This window comes from Acidiphilium sp. AL (genome assembly GCF_025499445.1).
In the GTDB taxonomy this organism is placed as follows: domain Bacteria; phylum Pseudomonadota; class Alphaproteobacteria; order Acetobacterales; family Acetobacteraceae; genus Acidiphilium; species Acidiphilium iwatense.
Map to the genome: position 1 here is coordinate 1 of NZ_JAIMBZ010000036.1, position 24,469 is coordinate 24,469.

28 protein-coding genes and 1 pseudogene are annotated in these 24,469 nt (G+C 65.0%); 15 read left to right on the forward strand and 14 right to left on the reverse strand.

All coding sequences use genetic code 11. From position 1 onward, the window contains the following. From AiwAL_RS15720 to AiwAL_RS15735, 4 genes and pseudogenes are all read left to right on the forward strand, one after another. Positions 1–585: pseudogene (locus tag AiwAL_RS15720) on the forward strand (hypothetical protein); the annotation flags it as partial. Positions 586–735: 150 nt separating this feature from the next. Further along, positions 736–1,278 carry a tetratricopeptide repeat protein gene (locus AiwAL_RS15725; protein WP_262313039.1) on the forward strand — a complete coding sequence of 181 codons (543 nt, stop codon included), beginning with the start codon at positions 736–738 and terminating at the stop codon, positions 1,276–1,278. A 27-nt stretch (positions 1,279–1,305) separates the two neighbouring features. Continuing rightward, on the forward strand, positions 1,306–1,683 hold the full coding sequence (locus AiwAL_RS15730; RefSeq protein WP_235705448.1) for a type II secretion system protein: 378 nt from the start codon (positions 1,306–1,308) through the stop codon (positions 1,681–1,683). Further along, positions 1,680–2,069, forward strand: a complete 390-nt coding sequence (locus tag AiwAL_RS15735; protein ID WP_235705447.1) for a prepilin-type N-terminal cleavage/methylation domain-containing protein — start codon at positions 1,680–1,682, stop codon at positions 2,067–2,069. The genes AiwAL_RS15730 and AiwAL_RS15735 overlap by 4 nt, the downstream gene beginning before the upstream one ends. Positions 2,070–2,194: 125 nt before the next feature. Here the strand turns inward: AiwAL_RS15735 and AiwAL_RS15740 are convergent, their stop codons facing one another. From AiwAL_RS15740 to purB, 3 genes are all read right to left on the reverse strand, one after another. Beyond that, a complete protein-coding gene (locus tag AiwAL_RS15740) occupies positions 2,195–2,761 on the reverse strand; it encodes a YceI family protein (protein ID WP_235705446.1) in 567 nt (188 codons plus the stop codon). Positions 2,762–2,865: 104 nt separating this feature from the next. Next, complete coding sequence (locus tag AiwAL_RS15745) at positions 2,866–3,585, reverse strand: NRDE family protein (protein WP_235705445.1); 720 nt, start codon at positions 3,583–3,585, stop codon at positions 2,866–2,868. Positions 3,586–3,588: 3 nt separating this feature from the next. Next, on the reverse strand, positions 3,589–4,926 hold the full coding sequence (purB, locus tag AiwAL_RS15750) for an adenylosuccinate lyase (RefSeq protein WP_262313040.1): 1,338 nt from the start codon (positions 4,924–4,926) through the stop codon (positions 3,589–3,591). A gap of 82 nt (positions 4,927–5,008) precedes the next feature. Here purB and AiwAL_RS15755 point away from each other — a divergent pair, with 82 nt between their 5' ends. After that, positions 5,009–5,620: a YjbE family putative metal transport protein gene (locus tag AiwAL_RS15755; RefSeq protein ID WP_262313041.1), complete on the forward strand. Its 612-nt coding sequence runs from the start codon at positions 5,009–5,011 to the stop codon at positions 5,618–5,620. On the opposite strand, the gene AiwAL_RS15760 is transcribed toward AiwAL_RS15755, so the two are convergent. Genes AiwAL_RS15760 through AiwAL_RS15770 form a run of 3 tightly spaced genes read right to left on the reverse strand, consistent with a single transcriptional unit; the run spans position 5,613 to position 7,410 of the window. Further along, the gene (locus tag AiwAL_RS15760; protein WP_235705442.1) at positions 5,613–6,497 is read right to left on the reverse strand and encodes a LysR family transcriptional regulator; all 885 of its coding nucleotides are present in this window, start codon (positions 6,495–6,497) and stop codon (positions 5,613–5,615) included. The two genes, AiwAL_RS15755 and AiwAL_RS15760, sit on opposite strands and share 8 nt — an antisense overlap. Positions 6,498–6,511: 14 nt before the next feature. Next, positions 6,512–7,162, reverse strand: a complete 651-nt coding sequence (locus tag AiwAL_RS15765) for a peroxiredoxin-like family protein (protein ID WP_235705441.1) — start codon at positions 7,160–7,162, stop codon at positions 6,512–6,514. A 41-nt stretch (positions 7,163–7,203) separates the two neighbouring features. Then, entirely contained in the window at positions 7,204–7,410 is a 207-nt protein-coding gene (locus AiwAL_RS15770) for a pentapeptide MXKDX repeat protein (RefSeq protein WP_235705440.1), read from the reverse strand. 174 nt (positions 7,411–7,584) lie between these two features. Between AiwAL_RS15770 and AiwAL_RS15775 the strand changes: the two genes are divergently transcribed. The 7 genes from AiwAL_RS15775 to AiwAL_RS15805 all read left to right on the forward strand — a co-directional run bounded on the left by AiwAL_RS15775 (position 7,585) and on the right by AiwAL_RS15805 (position 13,178). Further along, on the forward strand, positions 7,585–8,211 hold the full coding sequence (locus AiwAL_RS15775) for a cytochrome b/b6 domain-containing protein (protein ID WP_262313042.1): 627 nt from the start codon (positions 7,585–7,587) through the stop codon (positions 8,209–8,211). Then, entirely contained in the window at positions 8,208–8,930 is a 723-nt protein-coding gene (locus tag AiwAL_RS15780; protein ID WP_235705438.1) for a molybdopterin-dependent oxidoreductase, read from the forward strand. Before AiwAL_RS15775 ends, AiwAL_RS15780 begins: the two co-directional genes overlap by 4 nt. 105 nt (positions 8,931–9,035) lie before the next feature. Continuing rightward, positions 9,036–10,133 carry an ABC transporter permease gene (locus AiwAL_RS15785; protein ID WP_268920289.1) on the forward strand — a complete coding sequence of 366 codons (1,098 nt, stop codon included), beginning with the start codon at positions 9,036–9,038 and terminating at the stop codon, positions 10,131–10,133. After that, positions 10,130–10,873 (forward strand): ABC transporter ATP-binding protein, encoded by a 744-nt coding sequence (locus AiwAL_RS15790; RefSeq protein WP_235705436.1) that lies wholly within the window; start codon positions 10,130–10,132, stop codon positions 10,871–10,873. The genes AiwAL_RS15785 and AiwAL_RS15790 overlap by 4 nt, the downstream gene beginning before the upstream one ends. A gap of 154 nt (positions 10,874–11,027) precedes the next feature. Then, on the forward strand, positions 11,028–12,020 hold the full coding sequence (locus AiwAL_RS15795; RefSeq protein WP_235705435.1) for an MlaD family protein: 993 nt from the start codon (positions 11,028–11,030) through the stop codon (positions 12,018–12,020). Positions 12,021–12,028: 8 nt separating this feature from the next. Further along, positions 12,029–12,631, forward strand: a complete 603-nt coding sequence (locus tag AiwAL_RS15800; RefSeq protein WP_235705434.1) for an ABC-type transport auxiliary lipoprotein family protein — start codon at positions 12,029–12,031, stop codon at positions 12,629–12,631. Positions 12,632–12,740: 109 nt separating this feature from the next. Next, on the forward strand, positions 12,741–13,178 hold the full coding sequence (locus AiwAL_RS15805; RefSeq protein ID WP_235705433.1) for a hypothetical protein: 438 nt from the start codon (positions 12,741–12,743) through the stop codon (positions 13,176–13,178). Positions 13,179–13,239: 61 nt separating this feature from the next. On the opposite strand, the gene holA is transcribed toward AiwAL_RS15805, so the two are convergent. The 6 genes from holA to AiwAL_RS15835 all read right to left on the reverse strand — a co-directional run bounded on the left by holA (position 13,240) and on the right by AiwAL_RS15835 (position 20,189). Continuing rightward, positions 13,240–14,250 (reverse strand): DNA polymerase III subunit delta, encoded by a 1,011-nt coding sequence (gene holA, locus AiwAL_RS15810; RefSeq protein WP_235705432.1) that lies wholly within the window; start codon positions 14,248–14,250, stop codon positions 13,240–13,242. Positions 14,251–14,256: 6 nt separating this feature from the next. Continuing rightward, positions 14,257–14,778, reverse strand: a complete 522-nt coding sequence (locus tag AiwAL_RS15815) for a hypothetical protein (protein ID WP_235705431.1) — start codon at positions 14,776–14,778, stop codon at positions 14,257–14,259. Then, positions 14,762–17,368, reverse strand: coding sequence for a leucine--tRNA ligase (gene leuS / locus AiwAL_RS15820; RefSeq protein ID WP_235705430.1), 2,607 nt, complete (start codon positions 17,366–17,368; stop codon positions 14,762–14,764). Before leuS ends, AiwAL_RS15815 begins: the two co-directional genes overlap by 17 nt. A 3-nt stretch (positions 17,369–17,371) precedes the next feature. Further along, entirely contained in the window at positions 17,372–17,923 is a 552-nt protein-coding gene (locus tag AiwAL_RS15825; protein ID WP_407932565.1) for a DUF3576 domain-containing protein, read from the reverse strand. Between the two features lie 160 nt (positions 17,924–18,083). Continuing rightward, on the reverse strand, positions 18,084–19,412 hold the full coding sequence (locus tag AiwAL_RS15830) for a porin (protein WP_262313043.1): 1,329 nt from the start codon (positions 19,410–19,412) through the stop codon (positions 18,084–18,086). Between the two features lie 192 nt (positions 19,413–19,604). Continuing rightward, a complete protein-coding gene (locus AiwAL_RS15835; protein ID WP_235705428.1) occupies positions 19,605–20,189 on the reverse strand; it encodes a thiamine phosphate synthase in 585 nt (194 codons plus the stop codon). On the opposite strand from AiwAL_RS15835, the gene AiwAL_RS15840 reads away from it, so the two are divergent. Beyond that, positions 20,188–20,865: a YggS family pyridoxal phosphate-dependent enzyme gene (locus tag AiwAL_RS15840; protein ID WP_262313044.1), complete on the forward strand. Its 678-nt coding sequence runs from the start codon at positions 20,188–20,190 to the stop codon at positions 20,863–20,865. The genes AiwAL_RS15835 and AiwAL_RS15840 overlap by 2 nt on opposite strands. A 111-nt stretch (positions 20,866–20,976) precedes the next feature. On the opposite strand, the gene AiwAL_RS15845 is transcribed toward AiwAL_RS15840, so the two are convergent. Together AiwAL_RS15845 and AiwAL_RS15850 are read right to left on the reverse strand one after the other, a co-directional pair. Next, positions 20,977–21,957: a D-2-hydroxyacid dehydrogenase gene (locus AiwAL_RS15845; RefSeq protein ID WP_262313045.1), complete on the reverse strand. Its 981-nt coding sequence runs from the start codon at positions 21,955–21,957 to the stop codon at positions 20,977–20,979. 4 nt (positions 21,958–21,961) lie between these two features. After that, positions 21,962–23,230 carry a DUF445 domain-containing protein gene (locus AiwAL_RS15850; protein ID WP_262313046.1) on the reverse strand — a complete coding sequence of 423 codons (1,269 nt, stop codon included), beginning with the start codon at positions 23,228–23,230 and terminating at the stop codon, positions 21,962–21,964. Positions 23,231–23,357: 127 nt separating this feature from the next. Between AiwAL_RS15850 and AiwAL_RS15855 the strand changes: the two genes are divergently transcribed. Both AiwAL_RS15855 and AiwAL_RS15860 read left to right on the forward strand, forming a co-directional pair. Continuing rightward, entirely contained in the window at positions 23,358–23,564 is a 207-nt protein-coding gene (locus tag AiwAL_RS15855; protein WP_235705424.1) for a hypothetical protein, read from the forward strand. Between the two features lie 70 nt (positions 23,565–23,634). After that, positions 23,635–24,468 carry an MBL fold metallo-hydrolase gene (locus tag AiwAL_RS15860; RefSeq protein WP_262313047.1) on the forward strand — a complete coding sequence of 278 codons (834 nt, stop codon included), beginning with the start codon at positions 23,635–23,637 and terminating at the stop codon, positions 24,466–24,468. The last annotated feature ends 1 nt before the right edge of the window (position 24,469 follow it).

Consider the following 24,469-nt stretch of genomic DNA (forward strand, 5'->3'; position numbering starts at 1 on the left):
AATCTCCCCGCCGAGACGATCGATGACCCCGCAACGGTGCGCAGCTACAAATCCCTCGCCCGGGTGGAGCGCGCCTTCCGCTGCCTCAAGACCGTCGATCTCCATATCCGGCCGGTCTACCACTGGCTGGAGGGGCGGGTGCGGGCTCATGTGCTGCTCTGCATGCTCGCCTATTACCTCGAATGGCATATGCGCCAGCGACTGGCACCGATGCCGTTCGAGGACACCGACAAGGACCTCGCCGAGACCCTGCGCCCCAGCGTCGTCGCCAAAGCCGAGCGGTCCCCAGCAGCACTCCGCAAACAGACCACCAAACAGACCGACGATGGCTTGCCGGTCCACAGCTTCCACAGCCTGATCGCAGACCTCGCGACACTGACGCGCAACACCGTCACCACCGCAATCTCGCCATCCGCTGTACCCAGTAACCACCCCGCCCGATCACAAATTATCGTTTCGGATCAATGGGCTGTGCAATTCAAAAGAAGGAAGCTCAGTTTAGTGGTGCCCCGGAAGAAATTGCGGGGCTCAGAAACTGGTCGTATTGCGCATTATTTATATATTGTGTTGCAAGAAACATTGTAAATCCGGGCGCAGAACTCCCAGAATCCCCTAAGGTGATCTATACTCCATCTCCAGTGACGCAAGAACCACCAAAGAAACCAGCGTAGAAAAATTATGTACATATACAATGATGAAGACGAGCCGTTTCGTAACCAAATAGAAAAATCTTATTTGGATCGATCTATTGACGCAGAAAAATCTTTTTCTGAACTGGAAAAATTTGCGTTAGGCGGGTCTCGCCTCAGTATAATTTACCTTTCCGGCATGTTTAGAAAGGGAGCCAATGTTTCAAATGTTTTGGAGAGAGCAAAAAAATTACTATATGTAGCAAAAGAAAAAAATTTAATAGAAGCGTCATTCTATTTCGGAAAAGGATTTTATAAATTGCGAGATTATGAATTAGCGTTCGACGCCTTTTCGTTGGGCGCAAATAATAAGTATGATCCATCCGTTTTTAATTTAGCAGTTATGTATTATAATGGCCATTATGTGAATAAGGATTTACAAAGAACTATAGATCTTTTGAAAATTTCTTCGAGAAATGGGCATATTTGGTCAAGAGCTCTTTTGGCACATATTTTTCTGATGAAAGATTTTGGAATTTTACAAAAAATTAAGGCTATTTATATATATATGACACTATTTTATTATCAGGTCGATTTGATAATAAAATCAATTAGAAAGATTCCTCTTGATGAAAAATATTACCGGTGAGTGCTTATTGATTGCTGTAGCAAATCCGTGCAGGAATTTTCAGATAAAGGATTTACCCTTCTTGAGGTTTTGGTTGCCTTGGTCATTCTGGGCCTTGCGCTGGGGCTGTTGACCGGGGCGATTGCCGACAGCCTTGCCCGAGCCGAACGGATCGCCACCGAAGACCATGCCGTGGCCCTTGCCGATTCCCTGCTCGCCGGTCTCGGTCGCGATACGCCATTACGGCTCGGCGTCACCAGAAGCCACAAGGACAATTTGTTCTGGCGCCTCTCGGTCGCGCCGAACCCCGGTCCCCGCACCGCCCCGCCACTCGACCGGATCGTGCTCTCGATCGCGGCGCGATCCGGTCCTGTCATCGGCCAGTGGCGCACGTTGCGGGTCGCGCCCCGGCAACCCGCATCATGATCCGATCTGCCGAACACCGAGGCAGCGATGGATTCACCCTCCTCGAGATGCTGGTCGTCCTTGTTCTGTCAGGCATGTTGATCGCGGTGCTTGCCGGGGTGATCTCGCTGGGTATCGCCGCTCGGGCAAGAGTGACGGCGGTCACGACGAACCAGCGGGATTTCGCCGATTTCCGGCGGATTCTGACCCGCGAACTCGGCCGCGCCTATCCGGCGTGGGTCGTTCACGGCCGTTCCGGCAGCGTCGATTTTGCAGGCACATCCGACAGTTTGTCATTTCTGGCTCCGGCGCTCGAGACGCAGGGGACGAGCATGGCGCATTTTCGCAGCCTGTCGATGCCGGAACGACGAAAGCCGATCCGGGCGGTCGGATCGGCTTCTTGTTGAGCGCGTATTGTGCTTGCGGGCCGTCCTCGATATAGCTGAAAGGAAATATCGCCAGAAGAGGCTCCCTAAACTGCCCTATGTTCACGTGAAACACAGGGCAGCCACGCTAATCAGGCGTTGCGCATTCACGAGGCCGGCGTGGGCGGCTTGCCGTTCAGCGAAATGTCGTTGGTCACCTTGATCATCTTGCCGACCATCATCTGCAGCCCGTTCAGGCCCCAATTGTAGCGATCGAGGGTCCCCGCGGTATCGAGCCCGACAAGCGTGTTGCCGTCCATCCGGTAGGTCACCTTCATGTCGAAGGGATGGGTCTGGCCGTGCATGGTCAGATTGCCCGCAAGCACGGTGCCGTTATCGGTGCACGTGCCCTTGTAGCTGGTCGTCGGATACTGGTCGGGGTCGAGGAAGCCCTTCGACATCACCTGGCCGCGCACGATCGCGTTCGGCAGCGCGAGGCTGCGGGTCTGGAACGTCACATCGACCGCGCAGGTTTTCGCCACCGGATCGAAATTCAGCGTGCCGGCCAATTGTCGATAGGTGCCGGTAATGGTGAACAATATGGCGCTCGAATGGGTCTGGGCCAGCATGTTGCCGGGCGTGAGCTGCAAGGTCTCCGGCGCGGCGATGGCCGGCACGGCGGAAAGCGCAAGGGCGCCACAGGCGAAGCCGGCAAGCAGAAGCGATCGGATCATGGTGCTGTTTCCTCCAGTATATGACGATTGCCGTCACTGATTGCCATATACGTCAATCTTGAACAACAGATTTCTGCGAGCACTCTTCTCAATTTTGATAATATTCAGAAAATTGTGGCGAATTTAACGCGATCGGGTGGTCCGGGCGCGAACAGAAATCGCCGGTCATCGGGCGCGAGCCCGATCAGGCTGGAACAGACCGTGCCGAACCCGCCGCGCGGCCCGACATTCAGCGCGGTTTCGGCGGGCGGGCCGCGATCGGCCAGCAATGCCGCCCAGGCCGCCCAATCATCGGCACCCGGATCGGGGCGGGGCAAAGCCTCGAATTGCGGCCTGTAGCGGGCGATGCGCGGGCTGTTCATGTCGTTCGGATCATGCGCCGTGACCATGGTGATGCCAGGCTCTATTGGCATGATATCGGGGTGATCGCATTCCAGACCGCGGAGCAAAAATCCGCCGGAGGCATCGGCGACCACCATGTTGAAACTGCGATAGCGGCCGGCATCGAGCGCCGCGATCCGTGCGGCGCCGGCTCCGGCGGTTGATTCCTCCAGCGCGATCAGCGGCAGCGCGCCCCGGCTGAGCTTGCCCGCGGCGGGGCCAAGACTGCCGATGCGGTTGAGCAGAGCCGCGACCACGCCGTGATCGTTCAGCCCGATCCAGGTGCCGCCGGCGAGCCGGTCCCGCCCGGCGACGATTCCCGGCCGGTCCGGCCAGTGCCGTGCCGGCGCGTCCCATGCGCGGTCGAGCATTTCGTCGCGGTTGGCGCCGATCGCCACCGGCCATCGCTCGCCGGGTAGAAACGAGATGATGACCGAGCACATCGGTCAGTCGGTACCGAACACGCGGGTAAAAATCTGATCTACGCGGGCAAGGTGGGAGCGTGAATCCATCGCCGCGTCGATCGCCTCCGGGCTGATCCGGCCAGCGACCTCGGGATCGGCCATCAGATGATCGCGGAACGAGCGCGCGTCGGTTTTGCCGAGTGTGGTCCAGGTCGCCATCGCGTTGCGCTGGATGATCCGATAGGCGTCCTCGCGTGAAATCCCGGCGCGGGCCAGCGCCAGCAGAACCTCACCCGAATGCACAACGCCGCCGAGGCTTTCCAGGTTTTCCGCCATGCGCTCGGGATGGATCGTGAGCTTTTCCACCAGTCCGGCCAGGCGCTGCAGCGCGAAATCGAGCGCGATCGTCGCATCCGGCGCGATCACCCGCTCGACCGAGGAATGACTGATGTCGCGCTCGTGCCAGAGGGCAACGTTTTCCAGCGCCGGCAGCGCATAGCTCCGCACCAGGCGGGCAAGGCCGGTGAGGTTTTCCGACAGCACCGGATTGCGCTTGTGCGGCATCGCCGACGAGCCCTTCTGGCCCGGATGGAAGAATTCCTCGGCCTCGCGCACTTCGCTGCGCTGCAGATGGCGGATTTCGGTCGCCAGCCGCTCGATGCCGGAGGCGATCACCGCGAGCGTGGTGAAATAGGCGGCGTGGCGATCACGCGGGATCACCTGGGTCGAAACCGGCTCGACGGCCAGCCCCAGCCTTGCCGCGACATGCGCCTCGATGCCGGGGTCGAGATGCGCGAAGGTACCCACCGCGCCGGAAATCGCGCAGGTCGCGATTTCCGGCCGCGCCGCGATCAGGCGCTCGCGGTCGCGCGCGAATTCCGCGTAATGGCCGGCGAGTTTCAGCCCGAAACTGGTGGGCTCGGCGTGAATGCCGTGGCTGCGGCCGATGGTGGGCGTGTGCCTGTGCTCGATCGCCCGCCGCTTCAATGCCGCCATCACCGCATCGACGCCCTGGAGCAGAAGATCGGTCGCCTGGGTCAGTTGCACCGCAAGGCAGGTGTCGAGCACGTCCGAGGAGGTCATGCCGAGATGCACGAAACGCGAGTCCGGCCCGATTCCCTCGGCGAGCCAGGTCAGGAAGGCGATCACGTCATGCCGCGTCTCGCGCTCGATCCCGGCGATCCGTTCGACATCTGCCTCGGTCATCGCCGCGATCCACGCACCGCCCTTTTCACGGATCGCGCGCGCGGAATCGGCGGGGATGTCGCCGAGGGTGGCCATCGCCTCGGCGGCCAATGCCTCGATCTCGAACCAGATGCGGTAGCGGTTCAGATCCTGCCAGATCGAAGCCATTTCCTGCCGTGAATAGCGCGGGACCATATTTTCGCTCCTCAAACCGCCGTCGTTTTGGTCCGCGCCGCTGCCGTTGACAAGCCGATCCGTTGCCGCGAACCAGGGGTGGATGCCGTTCGCCCTCGCCGATCTCGCCATCCTGGCCCAGGTGTTGATGATCGACCTCGTTCTCGCGGGCGACAACGCCATCGTGATCGGGCTCGCGGTCGCGCGCCTGCCGAAGCGGCAGCAGCGTCAGGCGATCCTGATCGGCGTCGGCGCGGCGACCGCGATCCGCATCGCCCTCGCGCTGGTCGCCTTGCGGCTGCTCGCGGTGATCGGCCTGATGCTGGCTGGCGGCATTCTGCTGCTCTACGTCGCCTGGAAATCCTGGCGGGAATTTTCCCGCGCGCCCGCCGAAGCGCACGGCGCCGCTCCGATGCGGCTGCGCGACGCGGCGATCCGCATCGTCATCGCCGATCTGTCGATGAGCCTGGACAACGTGCTCGCGGTCGCCGGCGCCGCGCGCAACCGCCCGGCTTTGCTTGCCGTTGGGCTGGTGGTGTCGGTCGCCCTGATGGGAATTGCCGCGAATGTTGTGGCCAAGCTGCTCACCCGACATCGCTGGCTGGTCTGGGTCGGGCTGGCGATCGTGCTCTATGTCGCGCTCGACATGATCCATGCCGGGCTGATCCAGATCGCACCCCATATCGGAATTCCGCTCCCGCGCTGGTTCAGCTAAGCCCGAACGCCTTGCCGCGCCGCGCGCGGCACAGCTTGATGAAACCCGACACCGCCGGGCCTTGCGGCCGTCCCGCCACGGCGGCGAGTTCGATCCCGCGGGTCATGTCCGGCTCGCCGAGGCGGCAGGCGATCAGCGGTGCCGGAATCGCCAGCCGCTCGGACAGGATCGCGACGCCAAGTCCTGCCCCCACCAGATCGAGCAGATGCGCCCAGGACCCGCCGCAACGGCGCAGCCGGAATTGCAGGCCGGATTCCGGGCCGATCCGCCCGGCAAATCCGCCGCAGCGTTCACCCAAGAGCAGCGTTTCGCCCAGCAGGTCGGCGGCGGTGATGCTCTGCCGCCCGGCGAGCGGGTGCGCGGACGGCACCACCACGATCGCGCGTTCCTCATAGAGCGGCCAATGATTGAGCCGTTCGGGCAGCTCGCAATCCGCCGGCAGGAGCGCGCAGTCGAGCATGTCGGCGAGCATCTGCTCGGCCAGTGCCGCTGGCCCGGCTTCCTCGAACCGCACCGCGAGATCGGGCAGGATGGACGCGACCTCGCGGATCGCAAACGCGATCGCACCGGCGGCGATGCCGGGGCCAAGACCGATTTTCAGCGTTGATGGTGGCTGACGGCGCCGGGCCTCGGCGAGCGATGCGGCACTTTCGGCGGCATTCAGCATGGTTTCCAGATGCGGCAGCATCGAGCGGCCGAGTTCGGTCATCTGGGTCAGGTTGCGTTCCCGGAACAGGAGCGCGCCGCCAAGCTCCTCCTCCAGCCGCTGGATCGCCCTGGTCAGCGCCGGCTGGCTGACGTTGCACACCTCCGCCGCGCGAGTGAAGTTCAACGTGCGGCTGAGGGCGACGAAATAGCGGACCTGGGTGAGTTCCATGATCGCCGGATCGGTCAGCCCGGCGGATCAAGGGCACGCAGCGCGGCCAGAATCTGTTCGGGCGTCGCGCGGCGGGTAAAATCGGGATCGGCGAAGCGCCAGGCGATCCGTCCGTCGCGATCGAGCAGGAACAGGGCCGGCATCGGCAGAAACCAGGCATCGTTGCCGTGGCGGTCGGGAAAGTCGATCCCGACGGCTTGCAGACGCGCCAGATAGAGCGGCAGGACGCGGAACACCACGCCGGCGGCAAGGCCGACCCCGCAATCCACGTCGGACAGCACGTCGAACCGGGCGCCATGCGTGGTTTTCGCCTCCTGGACCCATGGGCCGGTGTCGGGGGTGAGGGCGATCAGCGAGGCTCCAAGCGCCTCGATCTCGGGCAGAGCCTCCACCAGTGCGTCGAGCATGATCCGGCAATAGGGACACCATTCGCCCCGAAAAAACTGCACGATGACCGGACCGCGGGCGAGCAGGCTGGACAGCGAGACCAGCCTGCCCTCCGTGTTGGGCAGAACGAAATCGGGAAACAGCGTCTCTTCGGCCAGAACGCTGGGAAGAAATCCGTTGCGGCGCAGAGTGGTCACGGTTTCTTCATAGGCCGCGCGAACCGTCTCGTTCTCGAGGCGGCGCGCACGCTCGGCATCCAATCGCGCCTGAAGATCCATGGCTCGGCTCCACCTCCCTAAGCCCCGACCGTGCCGGCAGGCTACTGAGCGCTGCCGTGGCTCATCGTATCGTGGCTCATTGTGTCATGTTTCATCTTCGAGTGCGACATCGCCGAATGACTCATGGCGCCATGCTGCATCGTATCGTGCTTCATGGTGCCGTGCTGCATGGTCGAGGTCTGCGCCAAGGCTGAGCCCCCGAAGCCGAGGCCAGCGGCGATCGCAGCGGCGAGAATGAGACGGTTCATCGTGATCTCCTGTTGTATTGCGCACCGGCGGCAATGCCGGTCAGCCCGCAAGACATGCACGTCGCGATGTCCATGGGCCAATGCCGGTTGGTTATCGTTTCGATGCCTCGACGAAACCGCCGCGCACGCGCACGATGGCACATCGCTCAACACGATCTTTAGAGGAGGTTCGTCATGGCGAAACGGGTTCCGATCCATCCTTTGCCGCTGCGGATCATGCACTGGCTGAACGCGATCGCGATCGTCGTGCTGATCGGCAGCGGCTGGGAAATTTATGACGCCTCGCCGTTCCTGCCGTTCACCTTTCCGCAATGGCTGACCATCGGCCAATGGCTCGGCGGCGCGATCGCCTGGCATCTCGCGGCGATCTGGCTGCTGATGCTGAACGGGCTGTTCTATCTCGGATGGGGCATCGCGAGCGGACATTTCCGGCGGAAATTCCTGCCGCTATCGCCCCGTGCCGTACTGCGCGACACGGCCGCGGCACTGCGGTTCCGTCTGCCGCACGAGGTGGGCGTCTATAACGCGGTGCAGCGCCTGCTCTATCTCGGCGTTATCGCACTCGGCATTCTCGCGGTGCTGTCCGGCCTCGCGGTATGGAAGCCGGTGCAATTATGGTGGCTGTCCGATCTGTTCGGTGGGTTCTTCATCTCGCGCGTCGTGCATTTCTGCGCGATGACCGGCATCGTCCTGTTCATCGCCGTCCATGTCCTGCTCGTCGCGCTGGTGCCGCGGGTTCTGCCGGCGATGATCACCGGAGGCCGTCTGCCTGAACCGGACGGGCGGGAGGTGCGGCCATGAAATCGTTCGGCCTTGATCGGCGCAAGCTGCTCGGCCGCGCGCTTGCTCTCGGCGCGCTGGGTTCTTTGTCCGGGTGCGATTTCGATCATCCGAACCACCCCGACCTCGCCGATCGGTTCCTGCGCGCAATGTCGGACTGGAACGACGAGGTTCAGGCTGCCTTGTTCGATCCGCGCACCCTGGCGCCGACCTTCAAGCCGTCGCAGATCACCCGGCCGCCGCGCTTCAACGCCTTCTACGACATCAGCCAGGCGCCGCAGGTCGATGCCGCGACCTGGCGGCTCGCCTTGACCGGGCGGATCGGCGACAAACGCCCCTGGCGGATCGGGCAGTTGCGCGCCATGCCGCGGGAAAGCCAGATCACCAGGCTGATCTGCGTGGAAGGCTGGCGCGTGGTCGGCCAATGGAGCGGGGTGCCGTTGCACCATTTCCTGCGCAAGGTGAACGCCGATCTCCGCGCGCGCTACGTGTCGATCCATTGCGCCGACGGTTATTTTTCCAGCATCGACATGGCATCGGCGCTGCATCCGCAGACCATCCTGGCGCTCGATTTTCTCGGCGCACCGCTGACCGCGCCGTTCGGTGCGCCGCTGCGGCTGCGGATTCCCACCAAGCTCGGCTTCAAGAACCCGAAATCCATCGTCGCCCTGGGCGTCACCAACACCTATCCCGGCGGTTACTGGGAGAATCAGGGCTATAACTGGTTCAGCGGGTCGTAGCGTCATACTCTGTGAACCGGTCGCGATCATGCTATATCGCGGCCTGACAATGACCCAAATCGGATCGATCCAGCCTGTTCGCGCCGTCCCGATCGCCCGCCCCGGATGGCGCGGGTGACGGTTGCGCGGCTTGATGTCGCCAACGAGCCGTCGGGTACGGTGATCGCGCTTGCCGGACCGCTCACCGCGCCGGCGCTGGCCCCGATCTGGTCGCGCACCAAGGATGCCGCGCGCCGGGCGAAGGGCGCCCTGATCGTCGATCTCGCCGGGGCGGAGCCGGTCGATACCTCCGGCGCCGCGCTGCTGCTGGCACTCGAACGCGAACACGGCGAGCGGATCACCTTGCGCGGCCTCGGCGAACAGCCCACCGCCTTGCTCGCCCGGCTGCGCGCGGCGGTACCGGACGGCCCGCCGCCCAAAGTAGCGCCGCGCACCGTCACTCGCACCGGCCTCGGACGCACGCTGCTGATCCGGGTGGCATTCTTCGGCGAGACGATTCTCGCGACACTGACTTTGCCCACCAAACTGCGTTTCCTGCGCGGCGGCGATTTTTTTCGCCTGACCGAACGCGCCGGAACCGAGGCGATGCCGCTCATCCTGATGATGGGCTTTCTGATCGGGATGATCCTGGCGTTCCAGTCGGCGATCCCGATGCGCCAGTTCGGCGCGGATATCTATGTCGCGGCCCTGGTGTCGCTTTCGCTGTTCCGCGAACTGGGGCCCTTGCTCGCCGCCGTGATCCTGGCCGGGCGTACCGGCTCGGCCTTCGCCGCCGAGCTGGGCACCATGATGGTCAACGAAGAAGTCGCGGCGCTGACCACCATGGGGATCGATGCCGAGACCATGCTGGTGATTCCGCGCATGGCGGCGGCGATGCTGGTGATGCCGGCCCTGGCGATCGGGGTTGATGTCGCCGGGATCATCGGCATGGGCTTCGTGATGATGATTCTCGGATTTCCCCCCGCCGCCATCCTGCATCAGGTTCAAATGGCGACCGGGCCGGAGGCGCTGCTGCTCGGCCTGTTCAAGGCGGTGGTGTTCGGTGCCGCGATCGGGCTGATCGGCTGCCGGGCCGGCCTGACCGCGGGCGGCGGCCCGCGCGCGGTGGGCGAGGCGGCGACCTCGGCGGTGGTGGGCGGCATCGTCGCGACCATTCTGCTCGACGGGCTGTTCGCGGTGATTTTCTACCGGCTCGGCCTGTGAACGATGCCGTGGCGATCGTGGTCGATGCGGCGGGCCAGCGCTTCGGCACGCGCACGATCTTCGAGAATGTCTCGTTCACCGTGGCGACCGGCGAGGTGTTCGTCGTGCTCGGCGGCTCGGGCTGCGGCAAATCGACCCTGCTCAAGCAGATGATCGGCCTGCTCCCGCCCACGCAGGGGCGGATTTCGGTGCGTGGCCACGATGTGGTGACCGAGGTCGAGGCGGTCCGCCGGGATATCGGGGTGATGTTCCAGTCCGGCGCGCTCTTTGGCTCGATGACATTGCTGGAGAACATCATGCTGCCGCTCGCGATGTTCACCGATCTGCCGGCGCGGGCGCGCGCCGAGATCGCGCGGATCAAGCTCGCTCTGGTCGGCCTCGCCGACGCGGTCAATCTGCTGCCCTCCGAAATTTCCGGCGGTATGGCGAAGCGCGCCGCGATCGCGCGGGCTCTAGCGCTCGATCCGCCGATCCTGTTTCTCGACGAACCCTCCGCCGGGCTCGACCCGATCACCGGCGCCGGGCTCGACCGGCTGATCCTGGATCTGCGCGCGGCGCTGGGCTGCACCTTCGTGGTGGTGACTCACGAACTGCAATCGATCTTCGCCATCGCCGATCGCTGCGTGATGCTCGATCGCGCGGCGAAGGGCATGATCGCGCTCGGCGTGCCGCGCGACTTGCAACGCACGAGCGATCATCCCACGGTGCGGGCATTTTTCAACCGGGAAGCCGAATCATGAGGGTATTTTTGGTCAAGCGTCATTGCGACGCCGAGCTTTGCAAGGTGGAAGCAATTCATGATGGCGGTGCGAACCTGGATCGTCATGCCGCCTCACGGTTCGCAACGGGCCGCCTTGACGGGCTGTTCCGAATGGTCATTTCGAGGTCACCATAATGGAACCGCGCGGCGCCGCCCTGCGAACCGGCCTGTTCGTGCTCGCCGGCATCGCGGTGCTGATCGGGCTGATCTTCCTGCTGTCCGGCAATGCGTTCCGGCCCGGCATTGCCTACGAATCCTATTTCCGCGAATCGGTGCAGGGGCTCAATGTCGGCTCCTCGGTGAAGTTTCGCGGCGTGACCATCGGCAAAGTCACCGATATCGGCCTGGTTTCCGCCGAGTATCCGCCGAGGAATCCGTCCGAAATGCTCCAGCCGGTCTATCACCAGGTGGTGGTGCGGTTCCGCGTTGACCCCCGCAAGGTGGGACCGGACACCAATATCGCGCAGGCGATCAAACTTGGGTTGCGCGTTCAGGTGGCGCCGCAGGGGATCACCGGGCTCGCCTATCTGGAGCTGAGCTTCGTCAAGCCGGTGCACCATCCGGTGCCGTCGATTCCCTGGCAGCCGCGTTCGACCGTGATCCCCTCGATCCCGAGCACGCTCACCCAGGTGCAGGATGCGGTGCAAAAATTCCTGACCAATATGGAGCACGTGAAATTCAACAAGACGATCGCGGTGCTTACCTCGCTGGTCGATACGCTCAACAAGGAAATCACCACCGGCGATGCGCATAAGACGCTGGCGAACGCCAACGCGCTGCTCGGCGAGTTGAGATCCCAGGTGAAACGAGCTGATCTGCCGGCCACCACCGCCTCGCTGCGCAACCTCGCCGATGGGGCACAGACCCGCGCCATACTGGCAAAACTCAATCGCACGACCGACGAACTTGCCAAGGTGAGCGCCGAGATGCCGAAGCTCATCGCACAGACCCAGGCGACGGTGCGTAGCGCGAACGAGACCACCGCGACGCTCAATCGCCAGATGATCCCGATCCTGCGCAACCTGAACGCGGCGTCGGCCAATCTCGACGAATTGTCGGAAACCCTGAAGAACAACCCCTCGATCGTGCTGCGCGGCGCGCCGCCACCCCGGCAGACGCCGCAATGAGGAGCGCCATGTCCCTGAACCGTCGTCATCTGCTGCTTGCAGCGCCGCTGGCTCTCGCCGGTTGCGGCGACCTTCTCGCCAAGCAGCCCTACACCGCGCGGACCGACTGGCCGATCGCACCCGAGCCCGGCATCGCGGCGGCGGGATCGCGGCGTGGCGTGGTGCTGGTGCGCGGCATCCAGGCCGGCCCGGCGCTGGGCGATCGCGGGCTGATCACGCTGCAAGCGGATGGCAGCATCCATCGCGGCTATTACAATCGCTGGGCGGTGCCGCCGGCGCAGGCGGTCACGGCATCGCTGATCGCGTGGCTTCAGGCCTCGGGCGAATTTTCCGCGGTTGTGGGCGAGGGCAGCGCATTGTCTCCCGCGCTGATCGTGGAGGGCACGCTCGACACGCTGCTCGCCGACCCGACCCGGCACGTCGCCCGTGCCGCCCTGACCCTGGTGGTCGCGAAGCCCGTCGGGATCGGCGAGCGGCCATTGGCGCAGCGGCGATTGACGGCGACGGCGCCGCTCGCCGGGCCCACCGCGCCCGATCTGGTCGCCGCCCAGCGCGCCGCCCTGGCCGGCGTACTTAGGCAGGCGGTCGCGATGGTCGAAAGCGATCGGTAACGATCGAATTATAGGAATCGGGCTTCATTTCAACGCCAACTCTGCCTCAAACGATACGAGACCGCCTTTCAGATTCTCCACAGGTGAAACCACGATGCCCTCGACAATAATGCCGATATCGCGCTCAGCGAAGGTGCAGCGCACGCAATGGACGGCGCAATTTCTCGTCGCATCGGAATTGGTCCGCAATGGCTACGTCGTCTCGTTCACAATGGGAAATACGCCCTTGGCCGATCTGATGGTGGGAAGCCGGGACGCGACATATCGATTCTGGGTCGATGTAAAAGGGGTTGGATCGAATAGTGCTTGGCTAATCCGGCGAAGACAGGCAGTTCCAAACCTCTTTTACATTCTTGTGCGAGTAGGAGAAACGCGCACAGCCGATGCATTTTTTGTCTTAAACCATCCGCAAGTTAACGAGTTGATTGCCGCTCAAGACGCGACCGATAAGTCGAAGGGATCGCGCGACATTGGCGGCGCTTTCTCGTGGAAAGCCGCGCTGCCCTTCCGGGATAAATGGCCCATTCTCCCTGGCTGGCCATCCTAACAGAGATATCATCGCTGAATCAATATCTTGCGTCTATATGTGTGAACCGGATAAGAACGCTTCATTGTCTTATTTTTGAAGCGCGCTGGGCGAGGCCCAGCAGCGTCTGCCGGCAGATCGCCTCGGGCACCGCGCCGGTGCGCTTGCAATCGGCCTCGGCGCGCAGCGCGCGCTCGATCGCGGCAATAATCGCCGGCTCGCGCCAACGCCCGGCCGCCTTGATCACCGCCGCCTGGCGGCGGAAAAACACCGGTGGCCGCCGCGCCGCGACCGCATCGCGCGCGCTGGCTCCCTTCGCGACCGCGTCGGCAAGCAGCCGGAGCGCCGAAAGCTCGCCGAGCAGCACGCGCAATATCGCCACCGGTGCGGCGCCTTCGTCGAGCGCCAGCCCGACGGCGTGATCGGCTGCCTTGACGTCGCCAGCGAGCGCTGCATCGATCGCGTCCTGCATCGAGGCCGAGCCCTGATCGTCGAGCACCGCGTCGATATCCGCGAGGTCGAGCTTTCGCTCGGTGCCGGCATAGAGAATCAGCCGCTCGGCCGCGTCGCGCAGCGCGCCGGTCTCGCCGCCGAGACGGCCGGCGGCGACGGCAATCGCGTCCCGCGAAAGCGCGACGCCGGCATCGCGCAAGGCGGCTTCCAGCGCCGGACCGCGCGCTGCGCCGTCCGGCGGATAGCAGGCGATCGCTGCGGCTTCGGCGTGTTTTTCGGCGAACGCCCGCAGCTTCGAGCGCGCGGCAAGGTCGCCGCCCATGGCGATGACCAGCGAATCGCCCCTGGTCTCGAGCGCGGATTCGATGAATGGCACCTGCTTGTCCGCCGCATCGCGCAGCAGAACCACGCGCCGTCCGCCGCCGAACGCCTGCGCGCTTGCCTCCTCGGGCAGGCGCTCGGCCTGATCGGCGTCGAGCTCGGCGATGCGGAACGGATCGTCGAGCGATCCGGCAATGCGCCTGGCGAGACCGCGCCCCCGCTCGGCGACCAGCGAGCTATCCGGCCCATAGATCAGCACGAAGCGCGTCCGCCCAGGGTCGGCGAGGAAGCGCTCGACCTGTCTTGTCTCGATCTTCACCGGTCTTCAGCCCTTGTCGGGATGGCTGCGGAAATAGATCGCGAGCTGGGTGGTGATCTGGGTCGCGATCTCGCGGGCGAGCTGGTGGCGCATCGTGCCGCCATCAAGCGCGGTCGCGAAATACTGGTTGTCGATGATGTTCTCGGCATCCATCGCCTGGGCATTGCCCTTGGCGATTGCGAGGCCGCGATTGCCCTCGGGCGTTAGCACCCAATGGGCATTGGCGAAGTACCGGTTGCGGGTGTTCGAGCTGTCCGGCTGGATGCCGATCACCTGAACCGAAATCCCGTAGCTGACCGCCAGATGGTAGCGATAGAATTTCGGCGCGCCGGCGCGTTGCAGGTCGCGTTCCAGCGCCTCGTGCATCACCTGGCCGCTGCGATCGGGCATCAGCCCGATATCGATTTCATCCATGCGCGAGGCGATCGCCGGCTCCTGGCCGCCCTGCGATCCGTATAGCGGATGGAACCCGCAGCTGGCGAGGCCGAGCAAAGCGAGGAGTGCTGGAAGCTTACGTGCGAACGACAAAGTTCACGATCCGGTCCGGCACATGGACCCGCTTGACGATGGTGGCGCCCTCCAGGGCGCGGGCGATCTTCCGATCCGCCAGGGCGGCGGTTATGGCGGTTTCCGCATCGGTGCCGAGCGGCAGCTCGATGGTGCCGCGCAGCTTGCCCATGACCTGCACCGCGAGGGTCACCCGGTCGCGCCGCACCAGGTCGGGATCGGCCTCCGGCCAGGGCAGATCGGCGACCAGCCCCTGCTCGGGGGCGAGCAGCGCGTGGGCTTCCTCGGCCACGTGCGGGACGATGGGGGCGGCGAGCCGGATCAACGTGATCACCGCCTCGCGCCTCGCCGCCGCCATCGCCGGCTTGCCCTCGGCCTCGCCGGCCGCGTTCGCCAGCTCGTAGAGCCGCGCGATCGCGACATTGAATGCGAACGCCTCGATCGCCTCGGTCACCGCGGTGATGGTCCGATGGGTGGTCTGGCGCAGCGCGCGCGCGCCGCCCCCCGCTTGATCGGGAGATGCCCGATCCAGCGGGGTCATGTCCGCGAATTCCGCAGCGACGCCGCGCGCGAGGCGATACAGCCGCTGCACGAAGCGAAACGCCCCCTGCGCGCCCGCTTCGGTCCATTCCACGTCGCGTTCGGGCGGATTGTCCGACAGCACGAACCAGCGCACGGTATCCGCGCCGAACCGCTCGATCACCGCGCTGGGATCGACCGTGTTGCGCTTGGATTTCGACATTTTCTCGATCGCCCCGACGATCACCGTCGCACCGGTCGCCCGCTCGGTCGCCGTGCCGTCCGGGTGCTTCGCCACCTCGTCGGGGTAGAGCCAGCGCCCGTCCTCGGTGCGGTAGCTCTCATGGGTGAGCATCCCCTGGGTGAACAACCCGGCGAATGGTTCCTGCAGCCCGACATGGCCGAGGCGGTGCATCGCCCTGGTGAAGAACCGCGCATAGAGCAGGTGCAGAATCGCATGCTCGATGCCGCCGATATATTGATCGACCGGCATCCAGCGATCCACCGCCGCGCGATCGGTTGGCGATGCCGCGTGCGGGGCGCAGAACCGCGCGAAATACCACGACGAATCGACGAACGTGTCGAACGTGTCGGTCTCGCGGGTCGCCGCCGCGCCGCATTGCGGGCACGCCACATGTTTCCAGGTCGGGTGATGGTCGAGCGGATTGCCCGGTTTGTCGAACGCCACGTCTTCCGGCAGGCGTACCGGGAGCTGTTTTTCGGGCACCGGCACCGCGCCGCAGATTTCGCAATGGATCACCGGAATCGGGCAGCCCCAGTAGCGTTGGCGCGAAATGCCCCAGTCGCGCAGGCGCCAGTTCACCACGCCGCGCCCCAGCCCGCGCGCTTCCAGTTCGGCGATCACGCGCGATTTCGCGGCCTGGACATCCAGGCCGTCGAGAAAGCCGGAATTCACGATCAAACCATCGCCGATAAAGGCTTTGTCGGTCACGGCAAGATCGGGCTCGTCCTTTGGCGCGACCACCACGGTCACACCGAGCCCGTATTTGCGGGCGAACTCGATATCGCGCTGGTCATGCGCCGGGCAGCCGAAAATCGCCCCGGTGCCGTAGTCCATCAGCACGAAATTGGCGATCCAGACCGGGTAGGTCGCCCCCGCGATGAACGGGTGGGCGACGCACAATCCGGTGTCGAAACCGCGCTTCTCGGCGGCCTCGATCACGGCTTCCGAGGTTCCGGCGCTCTGACATTCGGCGATGAAGGCGGCGGCGTCCCGGTTCGCGGCTCCGACCGCCATGGCGAGCGGATGATCCGGCGCCAGGGCCAGAAAACTCATGCCGAACAGCGTGTCCGGCCGGGTGGAGTAGACCACGACGCGATCGATGCCAGCAACCGGCGTGATAAGGCGGAGCGAAAATTCGGCGCCTTCGCTGCGGCCGATCCAGTTGCGCTGCATCACCCGCACCCGCTCGGGCCAACGCTCCAGCGTGTCGAGCCCGGCGAGCAGATCTTCGGCGAAGTCGGTGATTTTCAGGAACCACTGGCGCAGCCTGCGCTTTTCCACCAGCGCGCCGGATTTCCAGCCGCGCCCGTCGATCACCTGTTCGTTGGCGAGCACGGTCTGATCGACCGGGTCCCAGTTGACCGCCGATTCCCGCCGGAGGGCGAAGCCCGCGCGCCAGAAATCGAGGAACAATTTCTGCTGCTGGCCATAATACTCCGGGTCGCAGGTCGCGAACTCGCGCGACCAGTCGAGTGCTAAGCCGACGCGCTGCAAATCCGCGCGCATCGCCGCGATGTTCTCGCGGGTCCAGACCGCCGGGGCGATGCCGCGTTCCCGCGCGGCGTTCTCGGCGGGCAGGCCGAACGCGTCCCAGCCCATCGGATGCAGCACGTCAAAGCCGCGCGCGCGCTTGTAGCGGGCGACGACCTCGCCCAGCATGTAGTTGCGCACATGGCCCATATGAATCTTGCCGGAGGGGTAGGGAAACATCTCCAGCACGTAGTATTTCGGCTTGGTTCCGTCCGGCCTGTCCTCGGCGCGGAAACAGCCGCGCTTCGTCCATGCCTCCTGCCAGCGCGGCTCGGCGGCGCGAAAATCGTACGCCAGATCGGACGTCGTCTGGTCCATCGCTCAGCCGTTCAGCTGGCCGGCCGCCTTCAATTGCGCGGCGCGCGCCAGGATCCGGTCCTCGATGCCGCTCGCAGTCGCCGGATCGACCGGGGCATCGACCCATTCGCCGCCCGACATGGTCTGGCGGAACACCGAGACCTTGAGATCGTTGGCCGACAGCACGCTGCCGAGCACATAGGCGGTCGCCTTGAAGCGCTCGTTGGGCGTGGCGGGCGGGGAATACCAATCGGTGATGATCACGCCGGCAAACGGATCGGCCGAGGCGAGCGGCATGAACGACAGCGTGTCGAGCGAGGCCCGCCAGAGATAGGCATTGACCGAAACCCCTGTCGCCTGTCCCGAAGGTCCGCTCTTGCCGCCGAGGGTGAACAGATTGCCAAGCCCGGAATTGGCATTCTGCATGGCCGGCGGAATCCGATAGGTCTGCATGTTCGGCAATTGCGGCTGTTTCGCGTTGCCGCAGGCGGCCAAGGCGAGGACGGAGCCCAGCGCGGCGAGCCTTATTGCGGGCCGGAACATCGTGGTCTGGGCGTTGATCACATGAAAGCGCACATTCGTCTCCGCTTGGTCTGTCGCTGGTGTTTAACCTTGCCGGGGCATCGCGCCAAGAGCACGGCGTAGGGCGGGGATTTTGGAGTGAGAAATAGAGCAAGAAAAAAGGGCGGCGGATCGCTCCGCCACCCTCGTGCTTCAGATGACCGTTGCGGTCAGCTTACCATTTGAGCTGGGCGCCAGCGCTGATCGCCTGCGCCTGCACGTTGTTGAACGCGGTCGAGTCGGCCGTGCTGCTGATGAAGTCATAGCCGAGCTGGTGCCGGTGGCCGTAGAGATAGACCGCATAGACACCGAAGTGCGGGGTCAGCGCATAGTTCGCGCCGATATCGAAGCCGTAATCGGTCTCGGTCCGCGCGGTGCCGTTGCCGGGCAGATGTGCGCCGGCGGCCTGGTTGTTGAAATACTGTATGCCAAGCGTATAGGGGCCCGCGGTGTATTCGCCGGTCACTTCGTAGAACAGCGCATTGCGCTGGCCGGGCAGCAGGAAGCTGTAGCCGTTGTTGACCTGGCCGTCTTTCATATCGGCGCCGAGCAGGAAGCCGGCATAGGTCACCTGACCGGAAAGCTGGGCGATGCCCATCCGCTTGAAGCTGGTCTCGTGGGTGATCGAGCCGGTTTCCGGCGAAATGATGGTCTCGATCGGGGCACCCGAGCTGTTGCCGATCGGCGAACTCATCAGGTAGTCGGCCATCAGCTTCACGCCGGTGCCGTTGAACTCACTGGAGTACGAGACGCCGCCGGTGAAGGTGTTCTTGCGGCGAAACGCGCCCGCACCGCCTGGGGCGCTGGCGAGAGTGGCGCAACTGGAGGTGCCACCGGTGCAGAGTTCGCCTTCCTTGAAGCCGTTCGAGTTCGGTTCGAAATCGATCCCGGCCTGGAAGCCAGCGATATCCGGCGAGACATAGACGATCTTGTTGGTCGTGTAGAGCGCGCCCTCGTAGGTGAACAAGGCATGCGGCGCAGCCTGAGACGGCACGGCGGCGCCGACGCCGCCGTCGGAATCCCACAGATTGCCGTCGCCGTAATTGAAATATTCCCCGGTCGAGAGCAAATCCCAGATGCCGTCGGTCTGGCCGAACCGGACGAAACCGGCTTCCTTGGTGCCGACATAGGCATAGGCACGGCGGATCACCATCGACTCGACGCCGGGGCCGGCTTCATGGATGCCCTGGCCGGCGGTGGTGAAGGCGGTGCGCAGCTCGGTGGCGACACCGTATTGCAGACCGCCCTCGGTCTGCGCGTCGAAGCCCGGATACAGGCGCAGGAAGCCGGTCATGCCGATCGGGTTCAGCTTGTACGCGCCGGCCGAGGTGTTGACGGTATTCGCGGTCGAACCGATGTCGTTGATCTGATCGTTCAGCAGCCCGTTCAGGTGAACGACGAGCGTGCCGGGTGCCGGCGGCTTCGCCGCCTGTGCGTAGGCGGTGCCGGAAATTCCCGCCACCATGCCCAACGTGGCCACCGAGGCCAGCAGAAACTTGCGCATTCAGTCCCCCATGAAGCCGGTATCCCGGCAAGAACATGTTATCCGCTTCCCCGGCAGGCCCGTGACGACGGGCGGCACGAAACCGGGTGCGGCGACGGGCTGATAAAAGGCATTTTGCCCTGCCGAGGCAACTAGTCTCTGCGGGTGAAACGCCTATTTCGCCGGGCTGTTGTTTCGACGCCACAGTGTATTTCAACCATGTGACAGAGCGCCGATCGCCCCAATGCCGGCGCAGGCGGCGCCCAGCCGGTGCTGCGCCCGCCGGCCGATCCCGCCGAGCGCCAGCACCGGAACCGGGCTGGTCCGCGCGAGTCCCGCCCAGCGCACCGCGCCGAGCGGCCTCGCACCCGGATGGCTCGCCGTCGCGAATGCGGGCGAGAGAAACACGAGGTCGGCCCCGGCCCGTGCTGCGGCGATCAGTTCCGTCCGCCCATGGGCCGAGGCGGTGACGAGCGCTCCGCGATAGGCTGAGCGGATTTTCGTCCCGCCGCGCAGATGCACGCCGGCACGCAATGCGGCGGCGAGCCGCCAGTCGCCGGCGACGATGAGCGGAATTCCGCGCGCCCGGCAGAGCGCCGCGACAAGACGGCCCAAAGCCGCGCGATTCGGCGCGCCGTCATGGCGGAACACCACGCCGCCGATGCCGCGCGGCAGGAGCGCGATTGCCGGCAGCGGGTCGGCCAGCCGTCCGGCATCGGTGAACAGCCATAGCGTAGGGTAGGGGGGCTTTCGGCGCCGCTTGACCGCGCGCGCCGCGCCGATCAGGTATTCATCCATGGCCGACAATCCCACCCCGGAACCCTCGCTCGCCGAGACCATCGCCGCTCTGCGTGCGCGGATGAACCGCGCCGCCGCCGGGCGCGACGTTACCTTGGTCGCGGTGTCGAAAACCAAGCCCGCTTCCTTGATCGAGCAGGCGCTCGCCGCCGGCCAGCGCGTCTTCGGCGAGAACCGGGTTCAGGAAGCGGCGGTGAAATTCCCGCCTCTGCGGGTAACCCACCCCGATCTCGACCTGCATCTGATCGGCCCGCTGCAAACCAACAAGGCGCGCGATGCGGTGCTGTTGTTCGACATGATCGAAACGCTCGACCGGCCGAAACTCGCGGACGCGCTGGCGGCGGCGGCTGAACGCGAGGGCGCGCTGCCCAACCTGCTGGTGCAGGTCAATATCGGCGACGAGCCTCAGAAAGCCGGCATCGCGCGCGCCGAAGCGGATGGCTTCATCCGCGCGATGCGCGAGCGGTTCGGCGCCAATTTGCGCGGGCTGATGGCAATTCCGCCGCTGGACGCCGATCCCGCGCCCTATTTCCGCGATCTGGTGGCGATGGCCGATCATCATGGCCTGCCGGAACGCTCGATCGGCATGTCGGAAGATTTCGAGGTCGCGATCGCCTGCGGAGCGACCATGGTGCGCATCGGCTCGTCGCTGTTCGGTTCCCGAGGTAATTTTTGAGCCCTCAAACGCCGGGCGGCCGCATCCGCGGCCTTGGCTTCCGCAGCTAAAGCTGCGCGTCCGCATTCGCGGCCGGCAGTGGAACGAGCTGACGCTACGTTCCACTGTTGTTTAATACCCCTTCGCCAGATCGACCAGGGTGCGCGGCGTGCGGCCTTCGGCGAGGGCGCGCAGATTCTCGAAAAACATCGCGAGCGTCGCCTCGTTGTAGCGCTCGGGATCGTCCGAGGAGATATGCGGGGTCATGATCAGGTTCGGCGCGTCCCAGATCGGGTCTTCCGCCGGCACCGGCTCTTCCGTGAAAACGTCCAGCACCGCGCCGGCGATCGTGCCGTTGCGCAGGGCGGCGATCAGTGCAGCCTGAACGAGCAGCTCGCCGCGTCCGATATTGATGACCCCCGCGCGTGCGGGCAGCAGCGCCAGCCGCCGCGCATCGATCAGGTTGCGCGTCGCTTCGGTCAACGGGCAGGCCAGGAGCAGGAAATCGGTCTCCGGCAGCACCTTGTCGAGATCGGCTACGGTCAGCGTGCGGTCGCAATCCGGGTGCGCCGCCGCCGCGTTGCGAATTCCGGTGACGCGGATGTCGAATTGCCGCGCCCGGCGCGCGGCACCGCCGCCCAGCCCGCCGACGCCGACGATCGTCGCGCGCAATCCCGCGATGATCCCGGAAGACCGCCGGTTCCACCGATGCGCCCGCTGATCGGTCGCGAATTCCGGCATATGGGCCGCCAGCATCAGCATCGCCATGATCGCGAATTCGCCTGCCCGGTCGGCGTGAACGCCACGATTGTTCAGCAGCATCACCCCGTCCGGGATCATGTCGAACGGCGCCAGCGCATCGACGCCCGCGGCGGTGGACTGAATCAGCCGCAATCGCGGGGCGCGCGCGAGATCGAGCCGGCGGACCGTGCCGGGCGTTGCGATCAGCGCCTCGATCGCGGGCGCCGCTTGCTCGTATTCGGCGATGCTGGTGCCGAAGGTCACAAGATGGCCGGCGCCGATCGGTCCGGCCTTGGCGGCGGCGGCGGCGAATTCTGCTCCGGTCAATTGGAGGAACGGGTTGTCGGGGAATTCATGAATATGAATGTGCACCGGTTTAGCCCTGTCTGTGAAAGCCGAAATGCAGAAGCAGGAACAGCGCCCCGCCGATCAGAAAGCCGACCAACGTGCCGTTGACGCGGATGAATTGCAAATCCTTGCCCACCCGCAATTCCAGTTTGTCGGTAATTGTCGCGGCATCCCAGTTTCCGACGACGCGGCCGATGAACCCGGATATTTCCGCCTGCGCGGCCGGCAACAGGCGCGCCACCACGGCACCCGCCGCTGCCGAGATGCGCGCGCGGCTCGCCTTGTCCTGGGCCAGCATGGTGCCGAGATTGGCGAGCGCGTTCTGAATCACGGCGACGCTGTGGCCGCTCGGCCGCACCGCATCCCGTTCGATCGCCGCGCGCAGTTGCGTCCAGATATCGTGCCCCCAGGCGCGCATGGTTTCGTGGGTGACGACGCGCCGCAGCGCGGCACCCAGCTCCGCCGCCCGCTCGGGATCGTCGGTGAGGCGGCCGATCTCGTGATGCACCCATTCGTCGAACGCCTCGCGCAGTTCCGATCCGTCCGGCCCGATACGGTCGAACTCGGTATTGAGCGAAGCCACGACGCGCGATGCGATGCTCGCACCTACCGCCCAGCCCACCAGCACGCCGCCCTGTTCGCGCACCCGGTCGCGGACGATCTGCTTCAAATCCGCCTCGCGCGCCTTCAGCACTGTGCGCAACTGATCGAGAACGAACGAAAACACCTCCTGGTGCCGTCCGCTTTGCACCAGCGAGGCGAGGGCGCGCGCCACCACGCGCCCGGCCGCCGGGCCACCCGCCAGGCGCGGCAGCAGCCGGCCGATCAGCCTGCGCGCCCTTCCATCCTCGATCGACTGGAGCAGGCGCGGCAGTGAAGCGGCCAAGGCCTCGGCGGCGGGCCGCGCCATCGCCGGATCGGCAAGAAAACGGCCAAGCAGATCGGGAATGTCGAGCCCGGCGAGGAACCGCGCGACATCCGCCTCGGTGAACACGTGATTGGCGACGAACCGGCCCAGCGCCGCGCCCAGCCGTTCCTTCTGCGCCGGCAGGATCGCGGTATGCGGGATCGGCAGGCCGAGCGGATGGCGGAACAGGGCGGTGATCGCGAACCAGTCGGCAATGCCGCCGATTACCCCGGCTTTCGCCGCATCGCGCAGGAACAACGCGGCATCGGTCGGCGGCAGCCAGTAGGCGAGAACGGTGAGGCCGACCATCAGCACCAGCAATCCGCTCGCGAAGGCGCGGTGCCGTGCGAGGGATCGCCGCAGCGGCGCCTCGGGATCGGGTTCGGTCATGGCGCATGATTTGGCCTGGAGCGCGCGGAACGGCAAGATGCCTGCCCTGAAGCGCGGGATTCGCTTGCAAACGAGGCCCGATCGGGCGCATTTTCCCTTTTTGACCCGTGGAGCGGGAGAGATGGCCATGGTCGCGCAGCATGCAGGCCCGGCAGGACGATCCAGGATCGTCGGTCTCGATAACAAGGCGCCGAAGCCCCGGAAAGACTCAGGACGCAGGGGCTGGCGCGCGAGCCGGGACCGCGAGCGGCTCGGCCCGGCGGTCTGGGTAGGCGGCATCCTGCTGGTCGCGGTGATGTTCGGGCTGCTCTCGGCCCTGTTCGGCGCGGGCTGATTGCCGCCATCGGGTTCACACCCTAGTCTGGCGCGATGAACCATAGTCACGCGACCGGCAGCGCAGCGTCATGCCGTTTCTGACCGAAGCCGAGCCGAAGCGCGGCGTCGCGCTTGATGTCCTGCCCGGAATCCGCCGCATCGTCGCGCGCAATCCGGGGGTGATGACCTATCACGGCACCAACACCTATCTGATCGCCGCCGAAGACGGGCTGACCGTGCTCGATCCGGGGCCGGACGACCCGACCCATGTGTCGGACATCCTTGAAGCCGCCGGCGATGTGCCGATCAGGCGGATTCTGCTCTCGCATACCCATCGTGACCATCTCGGTGCCACGGCGGCGCTGAAAAACGCGACGAACGCCGCGACCTACGGGTTCCACCGTCCCGCGACGCCGCTGTTCACGCCCGATCATGGGCTGAAAGAGAGCGACGAACTGGCGGGGTTGACCGCGCTGCACACGCCGGGCCACGCGAGCGACCATCTCGCCTTCGCCTACACGGTCGCGGGAGCGGGCGACATTCTGTTCAGCGCCGATCACGTGATGTCATGGTCGTCCTCGATCGTGAACCCGCCCGATGGCGACATGAAGGCCTATTACAATAGTCTGCTCCGCCTGCTCGACCGGCACGAAACCGTCTATCTGCCCGGCCACGGGCCGCTCCTGCCGGAGCCGCGCGCCCTGGTCGCGGAAATGCTCGCCCATCGCCGCCGGCGCGAGGCCGCGATTCTCGAGGCACTGCGTGCCCGGCCATCGACGATCGCCGAAATCGCGGCGCGGCTCTACGCCAAGCAGAACCCGATGCTGAAAATCGCCGCCGAGCGCAACGTGCTCGCGCATCTGCTCAAGCTGCGCACCGAGGGCATCGCCATCGACCATGGCGATGTCTGGGCGCCCGCCTGAC